Origin of the sequence: Thalassospira profundimaris, from assembly GCF_003326755.1 — a bacterium.
In the GTDB taxonomy this organism is placed as follows: Bacteria; Pseudomonadota; Alphaproteobacteria; order Rhodospirillales; family Thalassospiraceae; genus Thalassospira; species Thalassospira profundimaris_B.
Genome location: NZ_JPWH01000040.1, coordinates 1 through 22617 on the forward strand (window position 1 = coordinate 1; position 22617 = coordinate 22617).

Here is a 22617-nt window from a genome sequence, read left to right on the forward strand (position 1 = left end):
GTGGAGCGAAAATTAATAGGTCCTGAGCCTAATTTATCAACTGCAATCGATACTGCAAGTCAATTGCATATAATATTGATCTTATGATGAATGAGGAAATACCGAGATGGATGTCAGGAAGTTTGTTGGAGGTGCTGTACTTGGTGCAGTTGCCTTCGTCGGAACCGCAGCCAGCGCCCAGGAAGTCAATGTATACTCCCTGCGTCAGGAATTTCTGGTTGAGCCCCTGTTTGAAAATTTCACTGCCGAGACCGGTATTGAGGTCAACGTGATCTTTGCCGAAAAAGGTCTGGTAGAGCGTATCAAGCAGGAAGGTGCCAACAGCCCGGCAGACATCCTGATGACGGTTGATATCAGTCGTATCCAGCAGGCGGTTGATGTCGGCGTTACTGCGTCCGTTTCCAACGACGTGTTGTCGACCAATATCCCGGCTCACCTTCGTGATCCCGAAGGTCATTGGTTTGCCCTGACCCAGCGTGGTCGTGCGATTTATGCCTCCAAAGAGCGCGTCGCAGAGGGTGAAATCTCCTCGTACGAAGATCTGGCGGACCCGAAATGGGAAGGCAAGGTTTGCACCCGTTCGGGTACGCACGTTTATAACGTCGCCCTGTTCGCATCCATGATTGCCGTTCACGGCGAAGAAAAAGCCAAAGAGTGGCTCGAAGGTCTGAAAAACAACCTCGCACGCAAGCCGCAGGGCAATGACCGTGGTCAGGTCAAGGCGATCAAGGAAGGCGAATGCGATATCGCAATCGGTAACACCTATTACTTCGGCAAGATGATGGACAACGAAGAACAGCGTCCGTGGGCCGAAGCCGTGAACATCGTCTTCCCGAACCAAGATGGCCGTGGCATGTCGATGAACATTTCCGGCATGAGCCTGATCAGAAGCGCACCGAACCAGGAAAACGCTGTCAAACTGATGGAATTCCTTGCCGGTGACGTTGCCCAGCAGATCTATGCCGAAGTGAACTACGAATACCCGGTCAAGCCAGGCGTTGAATGGGCAGAGAACGTCGAGTCCTGGGGCACCTTCAAGGCGGATGATATCTCCCTCGCAGAGATCGCACGCCTGACACCGGACGCGATCAAGATGGTTGATGAGATCGGTTACAACAAATAGCTTGCAGAAATCTAATAAAGCGAACGGAAACGGGCTTGGTGCAATCAACCAAGCCCGTTTCCATTTCATTACTATGCTGGCTTTTGAGCGTTGTCTTTAATGAGTAGGCAATCTTCAACGCACAGGGCACGATTTGTGATGGTGGGTTACGCTGCCCGAACCTTTTCAACAAAGGTACTCATCTGTGTTCGCAGATCGCTTGCCGATTTTGACAGTTCACGGGCACTCGCCAGAACCTGTGTTGCCGCAGATCCACCTTCTGCCGCGGCCTCACTGACCTGTACATTTGGATTCCGAACGAACCCAGGAACTGGGGCAGATGATGCGTCAGGCCGGATTGTCGATATAATCTTCAGTGGCAGATAATGTGATTTCACGGTGATGATTGCGGTCTGGTGGTAAATAATCTGATCACATTCGCAGTTAATGTGAGTTTGGCTCTGGCGATAAAATCACTTAATCTGAGCCGGAAAAGCGCGATAAGTGCAAGTTTGACGGATTATAAGTGCAATCCTCTATAGATAAAGCCGGTCATCCCACCAGATCGGGCGTTCAAGCTCGGTATTGATCCTGTCGAAATCCGGGTGTGTGGTGTTGATCAGGATGTTGTTTTCCTCGCGCGCGACGACAGAGGGTACCATTAAAATACAGGACCGTTTTTCGCGAAACCATGCGCTGCCAAATGTACGGGCGATCTTTTCATTTTCCTCATGCCAGCCGGGATGGTGGTTCGGGCTGAAGACCTCGTAGCTGGTGCCAGCGGGAATGGTGATTTTGACAAAATGCTGACCTGACGGGATTTCGCCGTTGAAATGCACCAGTTTTTCAAGCATCGCGGTAGAATAATGTTCGGATGTGTAAATGACAGGCTGCCCGACATCATGCCAGCGCCCGGCAAACAGGCGTGCGCCCTCGGCGGAAAAAACCGGATAGATCCCGGCCGGGTCGCCAATGCGATAGGCGATTTTGGCTTCGGGCAGGACGCGATGCGTCATACAGCAAGGCCTGCCTGAATACGGTTAAACAGGTCCATGACCATATCAGCCCCCGCGCCCGATTTCCGGGCGAGTTCGAGCGGGGCCTGGCCGCCCAGCATCGGATGGGGTTTTTGCAGGAAACGCACGGCTTTTTCCGGTTCGCCGGGATAAAGCTCCATTGCCTTGGCCGTTACCTTGATGACCGGATAAATCTGTTCGGTCGCAGCACGGGAAAAGCGGGGCGACCGGCTGCGTTTGATCCGTTCGATGGTTGACCGCGACACCAGATGTTCGACGGCGCGATTTCCGGCATCGGGAAATAGAAATTCGGCCAGTTTGCGCACACCGGCCACCGGAATACCCTTTTCGATCTGATCAAGCAGAGCGTGCGGCGACGTTTCCTGTTCGCGCAGGCCGACAAAAGAATAAATCGGATTTACGGGAATGGCGGTTTGCACGGTCATGATGGCGGTTCCAGGTTACAGGGCGCATGTTGATGTGTCATGTGATGTAAATATATTTACCATATGACACATCAACATGCAATGAACGGACAAGCCAGGTGCGCCTTTGCAGATATTCCCGGCACTTAGAAGCCGTCGGCCACGATGCGATGGTCCGCCTGTGCGTGCTAAAAACTGTAATGAACCTTAAACGCGATATTGTCATTGCGGCGATAGCGGCCAAAAACGGTGCCATCGCGCCCATGAAAATCCATCGCGGTGACGGACATCCATAAATTATCGGTTGGTTCATAACGCACAAAAAGCCGGGCCAGGGAATCCCGATCGCGGATGGAGCGGTTATAGGCCCCGCCAAACTTCCATTCGTCATCAATTGTTACCGTAATGGCCGCAATAATATTTTCCGGGTTGGGCCGGGCATCGGCCGATGACGTGGAATAATCCGGGTGCGATTGTTTATCCAGGCGCCATTCCTTGTCGAATTCGACAATCGGGGTGATTTCGTTAAAGCCGATGGCATTGGCAAAGGTCGTTTCGCGGTATTTGGTGCCAATCATCATGCGGGCAATGTCATCGTCCTTTTGATGGGCGGACCAATACCCAACGGCCTCGCCATAGAATTTCCAGGAATCATGGGTCAGGGCCGCGCCCGCCGAGAGGATATTGGCCCGGGGATATTCCACCAGAAACGGGCCAAGCTGGCCGGAAGGCGGGTTTTTCAGAACCGGGTAGGGGCTTGGCCCGCTATAGGCCGAGCCGAAATAGTCAATGCCGGGTGCCATGCCTTTATATTCCAACAGATAGCCCCAATTACCGGGATCGTCATTGTCATAACCAGCATTTTGCACATCCGCACTTCCGCCGCCGGGCAGGGCCGGGAGGTTCAGGGCGGCAAAATCGGACCCGCTGGAACCACGCGCATACCAGCGTGATAATTCGCTGGCCGACGGACCGCTTTCAGCAAGCGGCATCACAATAGCGGTAAGGCGGTCGCTGCCAAGGTAAAAGTCTGTGCGGGCCTGCCAAACGCCAAAATCAACACTTTGCTGCGGGTTGATCAGGTTCGAGCTGTTATAAAGATCGGCAGGGGAATAAATTTCGGCAACACCCATCGGGATGGTATCCTTGCCGATCAATACTTCGCTGTTATCGCCCAGATATTGCAGGGTTAAACGGCTGAGATCGACATATTTTCCCTGCCCGTCCCCCTGGCCCGGGGCGGTAAACAGGCCCTGTTCGCCGCCATGATAGGTTGATGCGATGGCTTCAAGCCCGAGCCCGAAAGACCAGTAATCGCCAACGAAGCTGTTGCTGTCCATTGAAAGATGCGACCAGCCTTCGATCTGTTCGTCCTCGATGCCCTTGTTTTCACGGTCATCGGGCTTTTCGCGAAAGGTGGTGACAACCGCTTCGGATTGGTAGGTGGCATTGGACAAAACCTGTTTGAAGAAATCGGCAACGCCGTCTTCAGCCGCGTGCGCCGGACCACAAAGTGCAGTGCTGGTGGCAAGGGTGATAATACCAGTGCCAAGAATGCGGCGGGAATGCTTGATCATGTCAGGTCCCCTTTTCGCGGTGGTAGTCTGAAAGGCGGCTGGAGGTTTCAGCCAGGCGCGCGCCCAGAATACGGGCGATATTGAGGTTGAGCTTGGCGGCGATATGCGGATAAAGGCGCATGTTGCGCCGAACGGTATCGGCGTTAAACAGCAGCATTTCCCCGTTGCTTAAAGCATCAACATTGGCCGTACGTTCCTGTTCGTGAACAAAACCAAGTTCCCCAAGAACGGAGCCTTCCTTGAGGGTGGCAAGGGTGGTTGTGTGCCCGTCGCGTTCCAGGCTGACAGAGGCACTGCCCGACAGGATGAAATACATGTCGCGCCCGATGGAGCCCTGATCCACCAGCCGGTCGCCCTTTTTGAATTCGACAACCTCGGAAAGCAGGATCGCCTTGCGGATCTGATAACGGCTCATATCCTTGAACAGCAGGCTGTTATTGATGAGGTCCTGCCCGACCTTGAGCGACAGGATTTCATAGAGACCGACCAGCCGGACATAGGAAAGCAATACCGGTGTTATCACCAGATCGGCGATCAGGGCGGTGATCATGGCAATGGCCGACAGCCCGCCAAACTGGGCCAGAATGGTGAAATTGGACCATAACAGCACGATAAAACCGGCTGTGAGCGCAACCGAGGTTGAAATGGCCGGAATGGCCTGGCCGCTGACTGTGCGGCGCACGGCTTCCAGGCGATCCACGGTTTGGCGGCTTTCCTGCGCATAGGACGATAACAGGTGAATGGTATCGTCAATCGCGATGCCAATGGCGATTACGGCAACAGTTGCCGTGCCCGGATTAAGCGGAATATCAAACATCCCCATGATGCCAAAAACAATGACGATGGGAATGATGTTGGGAACAAGCGAGAGGATACCGCCAATCGTCGAGGTATAGACCAGCGACATCATCACGAAAATAACGGCCAGCAACAGCGCGACAGACTGAACCTGTGCCTTGATCAGGTCTTCGGCGGCATTGTTGATCATCAGGTTTTGACCAACAAGGTTGACGCGGATATTGGGCCCGGCAATGGCACTGGCCTTTGCCGCCAGGTCGGCGACAGCCTGTTTCAAATCGTGGCTGTTATGGATGTTGTGGCGCACAACAATATTGGCGCGCTGGAAGTCATGGCTGACATAGCTTTCCAGATCGGATCGCTGAAAGAACAGCAGATATTGATCGACAAGCTGTTCGCTGTCGGGGACCACCATCATCGCCGGATCGCCGCCGTGAAATTCGCGATTTACCAGCGATAAATGATCGGCGAAGGACAGGGCGTTATCAAACCGGCCATCATTGATAATGTAGTGTTTGATGTCCGCCAGTTTTTGCAGGTTTTCCGATTTCTTGAAGGCGTTGGGCTGTGGGGATTCAAGGTTGATATAAAAAATCTCCATCCCCGACAGGGTGTCGGCCAGCTTGTTCACATCCTGCACCAGCGGATGATGGGACTTGAAAGCGGCAATCGGATCGTTGGAAACCTTGGTCTGGAAGGCAAAAAGGCCAAAGATCAGCAAAACCGGGACCGTAATGCCAATGACCATGCGGGGCTTGCCGGCGGCGGCGCGGCAGAATTTTAACACCAGCGCCACTGGCCCGTGAATATCATGATCATCGGGTTTGGATGTCGTGTCCTTGTCCGTTGCTGTCTTGTGCAGGCGACTGCGCAGCGGACCAAATAGCGAAAGCATGAGAGGTACCAGCATCAGCGTGATGATGCCATTGCCCGCAATGGCAACCGATGCGGCAAAGGCAAAGTCGCGTACCAGGCTGATGTCGGCCATGCCATTGGCGGCAAAGCCAAGGGTGGTGGTAACGGAGGTTAGAATCAGCGGCAGGCCGAGATGGCGAATGAGAAACAGGGTCGCCAGACGGCGTTTTTCGCGGGCCGGAGCATCTTTGTCGCTATGTTGCAGGCCGCCAAGATAACCCGCCAGCATATGGGTGTCTTCTGTCGAGCCAATGACGATGACCAGCGACGGCACCATCGCCGAAAGGATATTGACCGGGATGCCAAAATATCCCATCAGGCCGAATGCCCAGACCAGGCTGATGGTGGATGTGATCATGGGAATGATCGGGGCAAAGGCACTGCGTAAAAACACCAGAATGGTTGCCGTGAGAACACCTAACGACAGCGGCACCAAAAGAGCCAGGTCATCAAACAAGTTTGTTTCGGTATCCTGGTTAACGCGCGGCGGACCAACCTGAAATACCTCGTCGAAGGCGGCGCGATAGGGGGAAATCGCATCCTCGATTGCCCGATAGGCATGGCGGTCAAAATCCGGGTCGTTGGGGTCCTTGGTGATGCTGACATTGATGGCCGTCACATTGCCATTTTTTGAAATGAAATTGCCGACAATCAGCGGCGAATAAAGCGCGTTATCGCGCGCCTGCTGCATTTCTTCATCATCAAAGGGAACGCCATCGAGCACGGTGGAGGAATCGATCATGCCATTGCGATCGCGGATGCTGCGCACGTTAAACAGGCTGTCAACCCGTTCGACAAATGGCAGGTCCTCGAGCGCGAAGTGCATGTTTTCAAGGGCGCCGATGCGCTCTTCCGTCCACAGGTTTGCTGAACGCACATAAATAATGGTGGTATTGTCCGAGCCGAATTCATCTTTGATTTTTTCATAGATGATTTTGGTCGGATCACTGTCGCTGATCAGGCTGTCAAAGCTGGTATCAACCCGGAGTTTGCCCAGGCCCATGCCACAAACAATGGTAACAAGCGCAATGATCAGCGCGGTCAGGGTACGATGCCGTACCCCGAAGGTCAGGAAATTCTGCACGTAAAGTCCCCCTTGGCGGTTGGGGCTGTTGCGCGGTTATCCGGAATTTTTTCCGTCGGCCCCAAGGGCGTTTTCGGCTTGACAGGTGCCGAACGCCATTTTTGTATTGTTTAAACAGGCTGTGAGGGGATTGTATAAAACCGTCACAGCCCGTGCGTCCTGCGGATATTGATTGGGATTAACGCCGTAAATGACGCCCGCTTGTGACCCAGCGTTGTTCAAACATACGCGCCGGGACGGCATCTTCGCCCAGGTTGCGGTTTAACACATGCACCAGTGTCTGATGCCGTTCTTTGGCATTGTCCATCAACACGGTGTTGGCGCGCCAGGTATTGCCCTCGATTTGGGTCATATCCCAACTATACTGGGTTTTCAGGAAACGTCCGCGCCGGTCGTAAAAATCAATCCGGCGAATGTAAAACCGGTCCTTGCTGATATAAAGGCGACGATATTTATAGCCGGTCTCGGCGGCAAGCGCGTCATCTTTGGGATAGGCATCGACAACGTAACTATCAATCGTTTCGATGACTTTGCCGTCCTGATCTTTCAGTTCGGCCTGTTCGTCAGGCTGGCGGTCATAGCGGAATTTTTCGCGGTCTTCGGATGTCATATCCTCGAAGGCGAAATCGGTGCCCATGAAATAGTTGCGTTTTCCCCCGTCGGCGGACCGCTTCATTTCGCGGCCATAGGCAGGCAGGTGGATCCACTGGTCGTCACTCGCCCCCCGGTTTTGCCAGGTCAGCAGGGCGACCCCGCGCACACCGGCGGGTTCGTCAAAGACCAGTAAATAACGATACAGCCCGTTATCCCATTCGCGGGCATAGCGGCGCAGCGCACGTTCTTCGGTATTGCCGCGATTGTCGATCAGCGTCATCGTCTGATCTTCGGCCTCATAAGGGCGATCATGACGGGCAGATACCTGATCGAGGATCTGACGTCCGGTCAGCTCATCCGCGTGGGCGGAAAAGGTAAAAATGCAGGCAAATATTCCGTATGCAAAGGCGGCCAGGTTTGCTGGCCGTTGCCAAAAGTGGCGACGCATTGTTTCCCCCAATGTCCCCAAGTCTATCCAGTATTTCCTATAAATATCATAATAATGGCAGGTGTACTACCTTTGGGTGCTGCTTTTGCCGGCAAGCTGCCCGGTCTTGGGCATGATGAATTTGCCCGTGGTTGGAACTGGTCGGTGTCTGTGGCGTTTGGTGGATATGGTTTTGATCGTCATAACCGCTATTTGAGTTGCAAAGCTGCTTGAAAGCAGGTCACATGACGTTATCAAGAGGGCCGGTTCGCGCCCCGATTTTCAGAATTCAGGAGGAAACATGGTTTCGCTCAAAGATCCGTCACTGTTTCGTCAACAGGCTTATGTTGCGGGTGAATGGATAGATGCCCCTGACGGTAAAACCGAAGATGTCACCAACCCTGCCAATGGGGAGAAGTTGGGGACGATCCCGGTTTTGGGACGGGATGTTGTCCGTCAGGCGATTGAAGCTGCCCAAACCGCGCAAAAGCAGTGGAAAAAGCGCACCGCCAAGGAACGCGCCGCTGTTTTGATGAAATGGTATGACCTGATGATGGAAAATCAGGAAGACCTCGCCCAATTGATGACCGCTGAACAGGGCAAGCCGATTAATGAGGCACGCGGTGAAATTGCCTATGGCTCGTCCTTCCTGCAATGGTTTGCCGAAGAAGCCAAGCGCGTATATGGCGATGTGATCCCGACCTTTGCCGCCGACAAGCGTGTTGTTGTCTTAAAAGAGCCGGTTGGCGTTTGTGCCGCCATCACGCCGTGGAACTTTCCAACCGCGATGATCACGCGCAAGGCAGCCCCGGCATTGGCGGTTGGTTGTTCGATGGTGGTCAAACCGGCATCGGAAACGCCCTATTCGGCGCTGGCAATGGCCGTTTTGGCCGAACGCGCCGGTTTGCCGAAGGGGCTGTTGTCGATTGTGACCGGTGATGCCAAGGAAATCGGCCAGGAAATGACCGAAAGCAACATCGTGCGCAAGCTGACCTTTACCGGCTCCACGGCCGTTGGTCGCCTGCTGACGCGTCAGTGTGCCGATACCATCAAGAAAATCAGTCTGGAACTGGGGGGCAATGCGCCCTTTATCGTTTGCGAAGATGCCGATCTTGACGCCGCCGTTGACGGCGCATTGGCATCGAAATATCGCAATACCGGCCAGACCTGCGTGTGTGCGAACCGTATTTTTGTGCATGATGCGGTTTATGACGCCTTTGCCGAAAAACTGGCGGCCAAAGTCAGCAAGATGAAGGTAGGGGCCGGTACGGAAGACGGTGTTGAAATTGGCCCGCTGATTACCGAAAAGGCGGTTCAAAAGGTTGAAAGCCACGTTAAGGATGCGCTCGAAAAAGGTGGCCGTGTCCTGACCGGCGGGAAACGCCATGAAAAGGGTGGTACTTTCTTTGAACCGACCGTAATTGTCGATGCCACCCCGGAAATGCAGCTTTTTGGCGAAGAAACCTTTGGCCCGATGGCACCGCTGATCCGGTTTAAAACCGATGACGAAGTGCTGGAAATGGCCAATGATACCGAATTTGGCTTGGCGTCCTATTTCTATTCCCGGGATATCGGGCGGATCTGGAAAATCGCCGAGGGGCTTGAAAGTGGCCTGGTTGGTGTCAATGCTGGTGTGATTTCGACCGAAGTTGCCCCTTTTGGGGGGTATAAGCAGTCCGGCATTGGGCGTGAAGGCTCCAAATATGGTATGGAAGACTATCTGGAAACCAAATATGTCTGCATGGGCGGGTTGGATGCTTAACGGCAGATAACGTCCATACGTGATATTTGAAAACGGCAATGGCCCGGATGACATGACATCCGGGCCATTTTGCTGTCGGAATTTCGTGTTTTAAAGTCCGTTACGCCGGGAAAGGCCAAAGCTGGTGTCAAATTCGGTTTCGGGTTGTCCCTTAACTTCCGCCTTGTTTTCGGCCACCTGCTGGTCACGTTCCTGGATCATGGTCAGTGCGGCATACATCTGCGGGTCAAACGACATTTGCGCCATGTTGTGATCAAGGCTCTTGCTGCCGTCTTTTTCGTCTTCATCGTCCGAACTGTTATTCATGCTGGCAACATCAAGCTGCCGCTGAATGCGTTCGGAGATTGATTTTTCAATCGCAGCGCGCTGATCGGCGGGCATGGCGGCAAGTTTTTCCTCGTCCAGACCCATCGATTGCAGGATCTTTTCGCGCATTTCCTTTATTTTTTGTTCTTCGATGTCTTTGACATAATTCATAAACCCGGTTTCGCGGATCTTGTTTACTTCGGCGGAATGGCCGTTATCCGCGCTTTTATCGGCATAACCGGTGCTGCTTGACGCGATGATGCCATGTGTGGTTGCTGTCAGTTTTTGTGCCAGCCCAGTGTCAAGACCGGCAGCCGATTGAAAAGCTGTCATGATCATTCCCCGGTAAAAATTGCCATATAGGGTTGTATACTGGAATATATAAGCAATTTTTGTGCCTATTTGGGTGCCGCTAAAACAACCGCGATGTTATATCTTCAAGCATTCTGATGGCGGCATTGCCTTGCCATCCTGCGGGCTGAAAGGATGTGGGGGTGCTGTGCAATGCCATGTCGGTCTGTTTTGTCAAACCGTGCGGTTCGGCATGGCGAAAACCGCAATGGGCCATTGCGTGCGGGCGTTCGGTCTGCGGGCGCAAAATAACCGTGCGTTTGCCAAGATAGGCGCATTCCTCAAGAATACCGCCAGAATCGGTAATAACCAGTTTTGCCTGTTTCAGATAAGTCATGAATTCGGGATAGGCGAGGGCTGGCAACAGGCAAATATTACCTGATATTTCATTGAACCGGCCCGATTGTTCCAGGAGCGACCGGGTGCGAGGATGTAGCGGCCAGACGATGGGATGATCCTGTGCAATTTTGAAAATTGCGGTCAGGATTTCATTGAATCTGGCTGGGCTCGCCAGATTTTCGGCACGGTGAAGGGTCGCAAGAATAGTGTTTTGCGTAAGGGCGGTGGGGGCTTGCGGTGGTTTCGTTGGCGAAAATCGCAGCAGGGCATCGATCATGATATTGCCCGTTACGGTAATTTTGGTTGCTGGAATATGCTCGTTTTGCAGGTTCGTTTGTGCTGTTTCGTCTGGCGCCCAAAGATAGCTACAAATATGGTCCAATTCGTGGCGGTTGGCTTCTTCGGCAATGGCATCGCAACCACCGCGAAGGCCCGCTTCGAGGTGAAAAACGGGGATCAGGTGCTTCACTGCGCCACGGGCAATGCCGACGGAGCCATTAACATCGCCAATGGCAATGCTGGCCGCGGGTGGGGCGGTCTGTAAAATATGTTCATACGCGTTTTGCGTGCTGGTAATGACAGCCTCGCGCCCAAATGGCCGAGCATTGCTGCGTTGGCGTTGTTTCTCAAGCATCGGTCCAACGCCAAGATTGCAGGCGGGTTCCGGCAGGCCAAGGGCGACGCGCTGATTATGGGATAATGTGTCGTCCCAATGCTGGCCAGTGTCAATCAGTCGCAGGGAAAAAGGGCACTTTGTCCGGCGTTCCTGCCAGGCGGCATACAGGGCGGCCGCCTTTATGATGTTGGGACGTGTGCCAAATACAAGATCGACAATCTTTTTATCGGCAACAGTGCTGGGCATGGGAATGTCGGCCTGTGATGCGGGGCGTATGGCGTGTTTGGATGGCCAGGTGGCCTTCTCGGGCGTCTAAATTTTCGTTAATGAAATTAATTGATGCAAATGTGTTGTGTAACGAAAATTCCTTGACTTACGAGCGATGTTATCTGACTTTTACCAAAACGGAATGTGCATGGCATGTTTTTGTCATAAAATCGCCGATGCACCGGGAGGAACGAAATGTCAGACAAAAAATACATCCTTGCCATTGATCAGGGAACCACCAGTTCGCGCGCGATTGTTTTTAACCGTGATGGCAAGTCTGTTGCGGTTGCGCAGCGTGAATTCCCGCAGCATTTTCCCAATTCCGGCTGGGTGGAACATGACCCGGAAGATTTGTGGGATACGGTTGTTGAAACCTGTCGCGAGGCGATTTCCCATATTGATGTTCGCGAGATTGCGGCAATCGGCATTACCAACCAGCGTGAAACCACCATTGTCTGGGATCGTAAAACCGGCAAGCCGGTCTATAATGCCATTGTCTGGCAGGACCGCCGCACCGCGGCCCTGTGTCGCGAGTTGCGCCATCGGGACCCAGACCTTGAACAGCATATTAATGCCAAAAGTGGTTTGTTGATTGACCCGTATTTTTCCGCGACCAAAATTGCCTGGATACTGGATCATGTAACGGGTTCGCGCGCGCGTGCCGAACAGGGTGATCTGGCCTTTGGCACCGTTGACAGCTTTTTGTTATGGCGATTGACGGGTGGAAAGTCTCATGCCACAGACGCGACCAATGCGGCACGCACAAATCTTTATAATATTCGCGACGATAAGTGGGATGCGGAATTGTGCGACATCTTTCGTGTCCCAGAACAGATGTTACCGGAGGTTAAGGATTGTGCTGCCGATTTTGGCATGACGGACAAGAACCTGTTTGGTGCCGAAATCCCGGTTTATGGCATTGCGGGCGACCAGCAGGCCGCTGCCTTCGGTCAATGCTGTTTTAATCCCGGCGAAATCAAAAGTACCTATGGCACCGGTTGTTTCGTGATTTTGAATACCGGGGACGAGGCCGTAACCTCGCAACATCGCCTGCTCACGACCATTGGCTATCGTCTGAATGGCAAAATCAGTTATGCGATGGAAGGGGCGATTTTTGTCGCGGGTGCAGCGGTTCAATGGCTGCGCGACGGGTTGGGCATCATTAAATCTGCTGCGGAGACCGAGGGTCTGGCCGGTGATTTGCCCGATAATCGGGGTGTTTATATGGTCCCGGCCTTTACCGGGCTTGGCGCACCCTATTGGGATGCCGATGCCCGCGGGGCCGTATTTGGCCTGACGCGCGATACCGGCCCGCGCGAATTTGTCCGCGCCGCCCTTGAAAGTGTATGTTATCAGACATTTGATCTGTTTGATGCCATGGCGGCCGATGGCGTTGCGCCCAAGGCGGTACGGGTGGATGGCGGCATGGTTGCCAATGACTGGATTTGCCAGTATCTGGCCGATATTTTATCGATTGATGTTGAGCGTCCGCAAATTACCGAAACAACGGCATTGGGGGCAGCTTGCCTTGCCGGTTTGCAGGCCGGGCTGTTTTCGGATCTGGATGAAATTCGCAGCCGCTGGAAACTGGATGCGAAATTTTCTCCCAAAATGGCAGGGGCGCAGCGCGATCATGTCCTGGACGGCTGGCGGGATGCGGTTGCACGGGTGCGCACCAGCGATGACTAGGGTTGCATTAAGCTGACTGGTCAGGGCCAAAAACCTTCTATAGTATGAATATTGAACGGGCGGCACAGGCTGGTGCCGCCTTTTTCATGTGCGCCAATGTTTTGGCGCATGGCAAATAATGAAACCTGCAGTGAAACTGCATTCGGGGGATGAATGCTGGATTTGATTTTCAGTAAGGTCGGGCCCGTCTTTTTGACGATCCTGTGTGGATATCTGTTGATGCGCACCCGCATTCTCTCGCGCGAGGGTATTCCGGTTCTGGCCCGGATCGCGATGAATGTTTTTATCCCGGCCATGCTGTTTCAAACCCTGTCGCAGTCTGACATCCGCGCCCATTTTGATTTGCGCCTGTGGGGGGCGTATTATGGCGGGGCGCTTTTGAATTATGTGCTGGTTTATTTTACCGCACGACTGACCCTGGGGGCGAAAAACGACGAAGCGGCCATTACGGCCGTCGGCGGTGTTTTTTCCAATGTGGTGCTGCTGGGGATTCCGCTGATCCAGGCGGTTTATGGCGAAGACGGGCTGGTCCCCTTGCTGATTGTGCTTGCCATCCATCCGTTAACTTTGCTGGGTCTAACCATTTTTCTGGTTGAAGGCAGCCGGTCATCGGGCGAAACCAGGCTTGCTACTGTGGCCGGAAGTATGGTGCGTGTGCTTAAAAACCCCATTATCATCGCCATTATTGCCGGTGTTGCAGCGTCACTTGTGGGGTTGAAACTGCCGGAAATTGCCACCAATACGCTGGAACGTTTTCGCGTTGCCGGGCCAACGGTGGCCCTTATCCTTGTTGGATGTGGTTTGTATGGGCAAAGTGTGCGCGGGAACCTGACGGCCAGTTTATTATGCACCTGCGCGAAACTGTTTATTCAACCAGTCTTGGTTTTTTCGATTGCCTATTTCGTGTTTGATCTGCCGCCGCTATGGCTGACGGTGGTGACAATCATGGCGGCTTTGCCTGCCGGGGCCAATGTCGCCATTCTGGCGGGTAATTACCAAATCTGTATTGACCGTTCCGCAACCACCATTTTGATCACCACGCTCATCAGTGTCGTTACATTGCCGCTTCTGGTGCTTTATGCCGGGGCACAGCCATAGGCGGCTTCCAAAATCATGCGGCACAGATTGATTTCGTCCTGCGCGCCGGGCGGGGCAATCATGTTATCAATCTGGGCCCATTTTGGGTCATGAACACGCTGGATGAACGTTAACAGTGCCTGGTCATGCCCTTTTTGTGGGGTTCGGGACAGGAGGCCGCCACTGCGATGACGGGCTCTTTTGCCGTTTTTTGATATTACCAGTTTATGCCAGTCGATCAGCTCAATCGTTGTATTGGCTGCGGTGATATGCAGGCGTTCCTTCGGGTCGTGTCTTTGCCCGCCATGTGTGTAATGCACGGTTGCATGGCTGTGATCGGCAAACCGGATCTCCCAAATACTGTCGCCGCGTGTGCGGTTGATCCAGTGGCAATGGATATTTAAGACAGGGGATTGGGCCAGCGCCGTTATCAGATCGATAAAATGGCTGATCTCGCCAATGGTGCGGCCCCCTTGGTCCGGATGGTTCAGCCAGTGATTGTCCGGCAGCGGCGATAATCGCACATGATAGGAAAAATGTTTGGTCCCCGTTGGCAGGGCATCGCGCATCAGGCTGGCAAAGGGCGCATATCGGCGATTATGGCCGACCATCAAGGTTTGATCTGGGCCGATTTTGTGAAGGGTTTCGTCAAGCGCATCAAGTTGCGGCAAGCTGACAGCAAGGGGTTTTTCCACCCAGACATGTTTGCCGCGTAAAAGTGCTTTGCTTGCAAGCTCTGCGTGGCTGTTATGGCGGGTTGCAATGATAACGGCGTTAATTTCCGGGTCCGATAATATTTGTGCCGTGTCACTGATCGCCTGCGATCCTGGCAGGCGGCGGCTGGCCCCCAGTGCGGCAAGGCCACGATTGCTGGCGATATATTTGATCGTCGTGTCCGGGATGTTTCTTAAAATAGGCAGCAGGGTGGCACCGGTAAAATTGCCTGCGCCAATGATGCCCAGTGTCACGCCATCCGTTTTTTTTGCCTTTGCCGCCGGTCCGATCGGCGGCGAAAAGGGTGTTTCTGTATTGGCAATGCTGTCGGTGTCTTGATATTCAATGACGGTGGCAAGCGGCGGTATTTCGCCGGGTACAGGGTTTGCCGCATCGGCAAGCGGAATTCTGGCGTCAATCAGGCGGGCCGGGGTGAAACGTTGATCTGCCATCAGGTCAAGCACCGCCTGCATATTGCGTTTAACCGTCCATCTGGCATAGCCAATCGGGTAGTCCTGCCCGAACAGTTCATAGTTGGCATCATAGCGGCCTGGGCCATAGGATCGCACCTGGCGCAGGGTGATTTCCTTGCGAAAAAGTGTGCCACGGTCTGCGTTCGGTTTGATGTCGCCCACGCATACAATAATCCCGCGGTCGCGGCACAGCGTGGCAGCGGCGTCAATTAATGTGCCTTTTTGGTCTGGTGCGCACAATAAAACGGCATCACATCCGGTGTTGTGGGTGATGTCGGCCATCTCGTGCGGTGTTATTTCGTGTGCGGTTTTAAAACTTCTACAGGCACCGTTTTGCCGTGCCGTTTCCAGGCGTGGCATCTGCGGGTCAATGGCAATAACCCGCGCCCCGGCAGCATTTGCCAACTGAATGGCAAGCTGTCCGATCAGCCCGCAGCCCATAACCGCAACTGTCATGCCAATGCCGATTTCCCCTTGCCGAATGGCATGCAGGGCGATGCAGGCAAGGGTGGTAAAAACGCCGTTGGCATCGCTGACCTTATCGGGGATGGGGCAGGCAAGGTTTTGCGGCACCACATTCCATTCCGCATGGCGGGCAAAATCGATCCCGCCGCAGGCAACGCGCATGCCTTTGGTAAAACCGGTTACACCATCACCCACTTTTTCGACGATCCCGCAGCAGGCATAACCTGCGGCAATGGGCTGATCCAGGCGGTGTTGCACGGCATTGCGGGTGGCGGCCAAACCATCGCGACATACTTTGTCAAAGACCTGCGTGGTTAAATCGGGCCGTTTGATCGCCTTTGCGATGAGGGGCATGCGGGTTTCGGCATTTTGCGTCGCTTCGGTGCCGGGACTGATCACGGATAAAGTGGTCCGGACCAATATGGTTCCCGGTTGCAGGGCCGGAACGGGGCATTGCGCCACCTTCACCTGCTTTTCCCCCGGAAAACGCAGCAGGGCACGCATCATTGCCATAAATCGATTTTCCCCCGAGATGGCCGTTTGGGCCGTATTTTCCAGGATCGATTAAATCATAGATACAGTTTTTGGTCGATCTGTGATTGACGGAACCCGTCGGTATCGCTAGCAACACTTCCGAATGAAACCGGACGAGAACCGGCCTGTGTCCGGGTGACGTCTAACTGGAACATACCATGTCACATTCGCGAATACCCAATGCCGTATTAAAACGCAAAAAGCTGCTATTTGTCTGTAGCGAGGACTGGTATTTCCTTTCGCACCGTATGGCGCTGGCGCGTGCGGCACAGGTGCGCGGCTGGGAGATTGTCGTGGCCTGTCGCAAAAATCAGGCGGCAGAATTGCTATTGGCCGAAGGGTTCCGGGTCATCGATCTCCACATCGCCCGTGGTGGCCTAAGCCCGGTTTCCTCGTTAAAAACGGTTGCGCATCTTGTTTCCATCTTCCGTCGCGAGAAGCCCGACGTCATCGTCAATGTCGCCATTCAGTGCGTTATTCTCTCGACATTGGCCGGGTTACTTGTGGGCGCGCGCCGCATTGTGAATATGGTGACGGGGCTTGGCTTTGTTTTTGTTTCGCATGGACGCAAGGCCAAAATCGTCCGGTCAGTCGTGTGTCGTATCTTGCGGTTTTATGCCCGGTTTAAATCTGTGCGGGTCATTGTTCAAAATGGCGATGACGCAGAATTAATGGCCTCTCTGGGGTTCCGTCGGGCCAATTTGTCGCTGATCCGTGGGTCTGGCGTCGATATGCAAAAATATTTTCCTGTTGATAAGGCAAAAAAGCAGGAAACCGCCGATCAGCCAAAAACCGCCATTTTTGTTGCGCGCATGTTATGGTCCAAAGGGCTTGGGGAACTGGTAGCCGCCATCCGGTTGCTCGCTGAAAAAGGTGTTTATTACCGATTTCTGCTGGTCGGCGATGTGGACCTGGCCAATCCCGACTGTGCAACTGTCGATGACCTGAAAGCGTGGCAAAACGAGGGACTGGTGGAATGGCTTGGCAAGCGCAGCGATATTCCCGCCTTGCTCCAGCAGGCTGATCTGGCGGTTTTACCTTCCTGGCGGGAAGGCTTGCCAAAATCCCTGATCGAGGCTGCTGCCTGTCGGCTTGCGATGGTTGCTACCGATGTCCCGGGATGCCGCGAAATTGTGCGCGATAAGGATACCGGTCTGCTGGTAAAGCTGGGAGATGCTCAAGCTCTTGCTGATGCGATTGAACGTCTGATGGAAAATGACGCCTTCAGGGAAAAATGTGCAAATAATGCCTATGCCCTGGTTGAAAAAGAATTGTGCGATGCTGTTGTCGTTCAGAAAACCCTGCAGGTGATCGAGGGCTAATTTAACATTTTCAGGACTGCTTGCAGAACGTGTTTCCGCGCCGGAAATACCGTCACGACTTTTTTTGTTTTTGATATTGTATACAATATTCAAATGTGCGATATCTGGTGTCAGGCAAATTTGCGGGCGTTCCTGTCGGGCGTGGCCGCGTATCGGATATAAGGAATTGTGTGATGCAGGTAAGCTGGACTGGCGTGTTCCCCGCCGTTGCAACCCAGATGTTTGAAGATGGCTCCATCGATTTTGACATGACGGCCAAACAGATCGAAGCTTTGATTGATGCTGGCGTTGATGGTCTTGTGATGCTGGGCTCGGTCGGTGAAAACACCACCCTTGAAATGGACGAAAAAATCGCCGTCCTCAAACTGGCTGTCGAAATCACCAAGGGCCGTATTCCCGTTCTGTCGGGCGTGGCTGAAACCACCACGGCAGGTGCAATCAAATATGCCCAGAAATGCGAAGAACTGGGGGCCGATGGGCTGATGCTTCTGCCCGGCATGATTTACACGGCCGATACCCGCGAAAATCTGGCGCATTTCCGTGCGGTTGCCGCCAAAACATCGCTGCCGATCATGATTTATAACAATCCGGGTGCCTATCGCATCGATATCAAACCCGAAGAATTCAACCAGCTTGCCGATGTTGAAAATCTGGTCGCGATCAAGGAAAGCTCGGGCGATCCGCGCCGTATTACCGATATTTACAATGCCTGTGGCGACCGTTTCGTCCTGTTTTGCGGCATGGACGACCTCGTGATGGAAACCCAGGTCCTTGGTGCTGTGGGCTGGATTTCCGGCTTTACCGATGCCTTCCCGGCAGAATCCGTTGGCCTGTGGAAACTTCTGACCGAAGGCAAATATGCCGAAGCCGTCAAGATTTACCGCTGGTTCACCCCGGTTCTGCATATGGATGTGCATGCCAAGCTGGTTCAGTATATCAAGCTTGCCCAGGCCATGACCGGGGTGGGTAAGGAATATGTCCGTGCCCCGCGCCTGACCCTGGTGGGTGAAGAGCGCGAGACCATTACCGCGATTATTCAAAAGGCCATCGACACGCGCCCGTCTCTGTGATTGTGTGTCTTTAACGTCTGCATATCGGGTTAAACCGGCAGGGAAAACGTGATCCTGCCGGTTTGAAGCCCCTGTTTTGCTGTTATTTGTCAGGATGATGAGGTCCCGATGTCTGACCCGCAACATGTTCTTGTCATAGGTGCCGGAATTGTGGGGGTGAATGTCGGTCTTTCCCTGCAAAAACAGGGTTTTGCCGTCACTTTGGCCGATAAGGGCGAACCGGGGCGCGCCACTTCTTTTGGCAATGCCGGCGGGCTTGCGGTCAGCGAATGTGCCCCGATCTCCATGCCCGGCACTCTTAAAAACGTTCCCGGCTGGCTCAGGGACCCAAACGGGCCGTTAACCTTGCGGTTGTCCTATTTGCCTAAAATGTTGCCCTGGTTGTTGCGCTTTATCGCTGCAGGCCGACGCAACCGGGTGGAGCAGATTACAACCGAACTTGCCGCTATTTTGCATTCCGCCTGGGATGATTATGATCCTCTTATCCGCGACGCCAAATTGCAGGATGCCGTTTTCCGCGATGGCGCGATGGCGGTTTACCGCTCTGAACAGGGACGTCGGGGCGATGATTATTATACCGATTTGCGCCGCCGCAACGGGGTGCGCCTGACCGATCTTTCGCGCGATGAAGTTTATGAGCGCGAGCCCGACCTTGCACCGGGTTTCGTTTGTGGTGTGCTGGAGGAAGACTGGGGCAGGGTGCTTGACCCCTATAAATTCGTCATGGGTCTTTATCAGTTGTTTCTGGATCGTGGCGGAAAATTCCAAACAGCTGATATTGCTGATTTTGTCTATCAGGCGGGCCGTCCGCGTTCTGCCATTAATCGGGCGGGCGATAATATCGGGTTTGATCATGTGGTTATGTGCTGCGGGGCCTGGTCCCGCCATCTTGCGGCGCGCCTGGGCAGTAATGTGCCGCTCGACACCGAACGGGGCTATAACACCACGGTTCCTTATAATGGTGTGACGCTTAATCACATGGTGATCAGCCCGGATGACAGCATTGTTCTGACCCCAATGGAAATGGGTATTCGTGTGGGTGGTGCTGTCGAACTTGCCGGTCTGGATGCCGCACCCGATTACAGCCGGGCTTCGGCCCTGTTCAAAAAGGGCCAGCAGGTTTTCCCTGGGCTGCGCGAAGATGGTGGCACCCAGTGGATGGGCTTCCGACCCTCAATGCCGGATTCAAAACCGGTTATTTCGGCCAGTCCCCGACACGACAATGTCTATTTTGCCTTTGGTCACGGTCATCTTGGCCTCACAATGGGGGCGACGACGGGGCGTCTGCTGGCCGACCTTGTTGCAGGACGTCCCGCCAGCATTGATATGACCCCCTATCGCATCAACCGTTTTTAATCCGGAGCCCGCTTAATAAATGGCAAAGCACAGTTTCTTTTGTATCGATGGTCATACCTGCGGTAATCCGGTGCGGGTTGTTGCCGGCGGCGGGCCGCGTCTGGTCGGTACCAATATGCGCGAAAAACGTGCGCATTTCCTGGCTGAATATGACTGGATCCGTACCGGCCTGATGTTCGAGCCGCGGGGACATGACATTATGTCGGGCTCCATTTTATACGAGCCGACCCGCGATGATTGCGATGTCGCCATTCTGTTTATTGAAACATCGGGTTGTTTGCCGATGTGCGGGCATGGCACCATTGGCACGGTAACAATGGCGCTGGAACAGGGATTAATCAAACCCAAAACTCCCGGCATTGTCCGGCTCGATACCCCTGCCGGGCTGGTCATTGCCGAATATGAGCAAATCGGCGACTATGTTGAAAAAGTCCGCCTGACCAATGTTCCGTCCTTTCTTTATAAGGAAGGGATCGAGGTTGACTGCCCCGAACTGGGCCTTTTGACGGTTGATGTTGCTTATGGCGGCAACTTTTATGCCATTGTCGAACCGCAGCAAAATTTCTGCGATATGGCGGATTATACGGTCGGTGATTTTCAGCGTCTCAGCCCGCAATTGCGCCAGCGCCTTAATGAAATCGAGACTTTCGTGCATCCCCTGCATCCTGAAATCAATGGTCTGTCTCATATTCAATGGACAGGCACACCGACCCAGGATAACAGCACACACCGCAATGCCGTCTTTTACGGTGACAAGGGCATTGACCGGTCTCCCTGTGGCACGGGCACCTCGGCAAGGTTGGCCCAGCTTGCGGCCCGGGGCCGTTTGCCCGCCGATGGTAAAATTGTTCATGAAAGCATTATTGGCTCGCAATTCGAGGCGCATGTTGTCGCGGAAACGTCGGTTGGGGATTACCCGGCGATTGTGCCATCGGTTGCGGGCTGGGCGCGCATGCACGGGCTAAACACGATCTTCATTGATGATCGCGATCCCTATGCCCATGGCTTTATTGTCAAATAACGTCTGATCCGGGGTTATTTTCGCCAGATTTGCGGCAAACCCGGTAATTTTATTGCCACACTCCAACGGCCCCGCTATGAGTATCAGGAATGGCTGATCCCGTGTGATAGGCTGTTTTGGTTCGGCAATTAGATAGACGTAAACACTATGGCAGCTTCCCCGCGTTTTACCCGTCGTACAATTACCGATCAGGTCACGGAAGACCTGCGCGAACGTATTTTGTCGGGGGACTTTCTCGCCGGGACGCAATTGCGTCAGGATGCCATTGCCAGCGAATATAATGTGTCGCGCATTCCGGTGCGCGAGGCGCTTCAACGTCTGGATGCTGAGGGTCTGGTAACTTTTCAGCCGCATAAGGGTGCGATTGTCGCCCAGCTTTCTCTTGACGAGATCGAGGAGCTGTTTGAAGTTCGCCGTCTTCTGGAATGTGAGTTGTTGCGCCATTCGGTCCCGCGCCTGAGCGCGGATGATATTCGCGCTGCCAGTGAAATTCTCGATATTTATGACGAAGCCTTGCGGGCTGGTGATATTGCCCGTTGGGGCGAACTGAACCGTCAGTTTCATGAATGTCTTTATCAGGCCTCAAATCGTCCCAAAACATTGGAAATTGTGCGCACGATTGGTAATAACACGGTTCGTTTCACCCGGGCGCAGCTTGCTCTTTCCGGGGCAACCGAACAGGCCGAACGCGAGCATCACGATATTCTCGAAGCCTGCCGCACCGGAAACGTATCGCGGGCCGTCTCTCTGCTCGATCAGCATATCGCCGATTCCTGTAAAAGCCTGATCGAATGTTTGCGTGTTGCCCGCGTCAGTCACGAAGTTTGATGACGTTTTAAAATCCTCTCTACCCGTCCAAAGCCCGGGGTGGCGGTTACGGCCACTGTCATGTTGGTTTATCCGCCAGTGGCGTTTATGGGACTCTGTCCCTGCAGCAATGGGGCCCGCACGGGGTTTGCTCTGTTTTTCTTCCCTGTTTGGTGAAAACAGCCGGGATTCTCTTGTCGGCGGCGATTGCCATTGATTGTTGTCTTGAATGGCTGGTCGGAAGGCCGGTAATTTTTCCGAATTTGTCGTCATTAAGGGGCATTTCATAACCGCGAAATGCGGCCAGGCGCAAAATTTTTGCGCAGGCAACTTTTTTACGGTTTTTCGACAAAAAGGTATTTACAAGCAGGGCAAGTAGGCCTATAACCCGCCTCCACCGACGGGGCGCGGTGCTGCGGCGAGCAGTTGACTGCGGCCTTGTTGGTTTGTCCTTCGGGATATATTTTCCTTCGGGATGTGTTCTTTGACATTGTAGATAAGCAGGAAGGG

Annotated in this window: 19 protein-coding genes; 10 read left to right on the plus strand and 9 right to left on the minus strand. The window is 53.7% G+C overall.

Annotated features, from left to right (window positions below; genetic code table 11):
* Window positions 1-106: 106 nt before the first annotated feature.
* A complete protein-coding gene (locus tag TH25_RS23525) occupies window positions 107-1123 on the plus strand; it encodes a Fe(3+) ABC transporter substrate-binding protein (protein ID WP_085595613.1) in 1017 nt (338 codons plus the stop codon).
* 515 nt (window positions 1124-1638) lie between these two features.
* Here TH25_RS23525 and TH25_RS23530 read toward each other — a convergent pair.
* The 5 genes from TH25_RS23530 to TH25_RS23550 form a co-directional block, all read right to left on the minus strand.
* Window positions 1639-2118, minus strand: coding sequence for an RES family NAD+ phosphorylase (locus TH25_RS23530; RefSeq protein WP_114090707.1), 480 nt, complete (start codon window positions 2116-2118; stop codon window positions 1639-1641).
* Window positions 2115-2564 (minus strand): antitoxin Xre/MbcA/ParS toxin-binding domain-containing protein, encoded by a 450-nt coding sequence (locus tag TH25_RS23535; RefSeq protein WP_114090708.1) that lies wholly within the window; start codon window positions 2562-2564, stop codon window positions 2115-2117. The genes TH25_RS23530 and TH25_RS23535 overlap by 4 nt, the downstream gene beginning before the upstream one ends.
* 167 nt (window positions 2565-2731) lie before the next feature.
* Entirely contained in the window at window positions 2732-4120 is a 1389-nt protein-coding gene (locus TH25_RS23540; protein ID WP_114090709.1) for a hypothetical protein, read from the minus strand.
* 1 nt (window position 4121) lies between these two features.
* On the minus strand, window positions 4122-6917 hold the full coding sequence (locus TH25_RS23545) for an MMPL family transporter (RefSeq protein WP_114090710.1): 2796 nt from the start codon (window positions 6915-6917) through the stop codon (window positions 4122-4124).
* A gap of 178 nt (window positions 6918-7095) precedes the next feature.
* Window positions 7096-7791, minus strand: coding sequence for an outer membrane lipoprotein-sorting protein (locus TH25_RS23550; protein WP_258549289.1), 696 nt, complete (start codon window positions 7789-7791; stop codon window positions 7096-7098).
* Between the two features lie 30 nt (window positions 7792-7821).
* Here TH25_RS23550 and TH25_RS25565 point away from each other — a divergent pair, with 30 nt between their 5' ends.
* Window positions 7822-8172: a hypothetical protein gene (locus TH25_RS25565; protein ID WP_258549290.1), complete on the plus strand. Its 351-nt coding sequence runs from the start codon at window positions 7822-7824 to the stop codon at window positions 8170-8172.
* Between the two features lie 67 nt (window positions 8173-8239).
* On the plus strand, window positions 8240-9700 hold the full coding sequence (locus TH25_RS23555) for an NAD-dependent succinate-semialdehyde dehydrogenase (RefSeq protein WP_114090712.1): 1461 nt from the start codon (window positions 8240-8242) through the stop codon (window positions 9698-9700).
* A gap of 90 nt (window positions 9701-9790) precedes the next feature.
* Here the strand turns inward: TH25_RS23555 and TH25_RS23560 are convergent, their stop codons facing one another.
* A complete protein-coding gene (locus TH25_RS23560; RefSeq protein ID WP_114090713.1) occupies window positions 9791-10339 on the minus strand; it encodes a hypothetical protein in 549 nt (182 codons plus the stop codon).
* Window positions 10340-10418: 79 nt separating this feature from the next.
* Complete coding sequence (locus TH25_RS23565) at window positions 10419-11558, minus strand: UDP-N-acetyl glucosamine 2-epimerase (RefSeq protein ID WP_114090714.1); 1140 nt, start codon at window positions 11556-11558, stop codon at window positions 10419-10421.
* A gap of 216 nt (window positions 11559-11774) precedes the next feature.
* Here TH25_RS23565 and glpK point away from each other — a divergent pair, with 216 nt between their 5' ends.
* Together glpK and TH25_RS23575 are read left to right on the plus strand one after the other, a co-directional pair.
* Window positions 11775-13268: a glycerol kinase GlpK gene (gene glpK / locus TH25_RS23570; RefSeq protein WP_114090715.1), complete on the plus strand. Its 1494-nt coding sequence runs from the start codon at window positions 11775-11777 to the stop codon at window positions 13266-13268.
* Between the two features lie 153 nt (window positions 13269-13421).
* Window positions 13422-14366, plus strand: coding sequence for an AEC family transporter (locus TH25_RS23575; protein ID WP_114090716.1), 945 nt, complete (start codon window positions 13422-13424; stop codon window positions 14364-14366).
* Here the strand turns inward: TH25_RS23575 and TH25_RS23580 are convergent.
* Entirely contained in the window at window positions 14345-16510 is a 2166-nt protein-coding gene (locus TH25_RS23580; RefSeq protein ID WP_114090717.1) for a bi-domain-containing oxidoreductase, read from the minus strand. The genes TH25_RS23575 and TH25_RS23580 overlap by 22 nt on opposite strands.
* Window positions 16511-16689: 179 nt before the next feature.
* Here TH25_RS23580 and TH25_RS23585 point away from each other — a divergent pair, with 179 nt between their 5' ends.
* The 5 genes from TH25_RS23585 to TH25_RS23605 all read left to right on the plus strand — a co-directional run bounded on the left by TH25_RS23585 (window position 16690) and on the right by TH25_RS23605 (window position 22128).
* On the plus strand, window positions 16690-17853 hold the full coding sequence (locus TH25_RS23585; protein ID WP_114090718.1) for a glycosyltransferase family 4 protein: 1164 nt from the start codon (window positions 16690-16692) through the stop codon (window positions 17851-17853).
* A gap of 173 nt (window positions 17854-18026) precedes the next feature.
* Window positions 18027-18923, plus strand: coding sequence for a dihydrodipicolinate synthase family protein (locus TH25_RS23590; RefSeq protein WP_114090719.1), 897 nt, complete (start codon window positions 18027-18029; stop codon window positions 18921-18923).
* 108 nt (window positions 18924-19031) lie between these two features.
* Window positions 19032-20279 carry an NAD(P)/FAD-dependent oxidoreductase gene (locus TH25_RS23595; protein ID WP_114090720.1) on the plus strand — a complete coding sequence of 416 codons (1248 nt, stop codon included), beginning with the start codon at window positions 19032-19034 and terminating at the stop codon, window positions 20277-20279.
* Between the two features lie 19 nt (window positions 20280-20298).
* The gene (locus TH25_RS23600; protein WP_114090721.1) at window positions 20299-21300 is read left to right on the plus strand and encodes a 4-hydroxyproline epimerase; all 1002 of its coding nucleotides are present in this window, start codon (window positions 20299-20301) and stop codon (window positions 21298-21300) included.
* A gap of 147 nt (window positions 21301-21447) precedes the next feature.
* On the plus strand, window positions 21448-22128 hold the full coding sequence (locus TH25_RS23605; RefSeq protein ID WP_114090722.1) for a GntR family transcriptional regulator: 681 nt from the start codon (window positions 21448-21450) through the stop codon (window positions 22126-22128).
* Between the two features lie 85 nt (window positions 22129-22213).
* On the opposite strand, the gene TH25_RS25330 is transcribed toward TH25_RS23605, so the two are convergent.
* Window positions 22214-22617, minus strand: a 404-nt coding sequence (locus tag TH25_RS25330) for a hypothetical protein (protein WP_220151494.1), incomplete at its 5' end; no start/stop codon positions are given.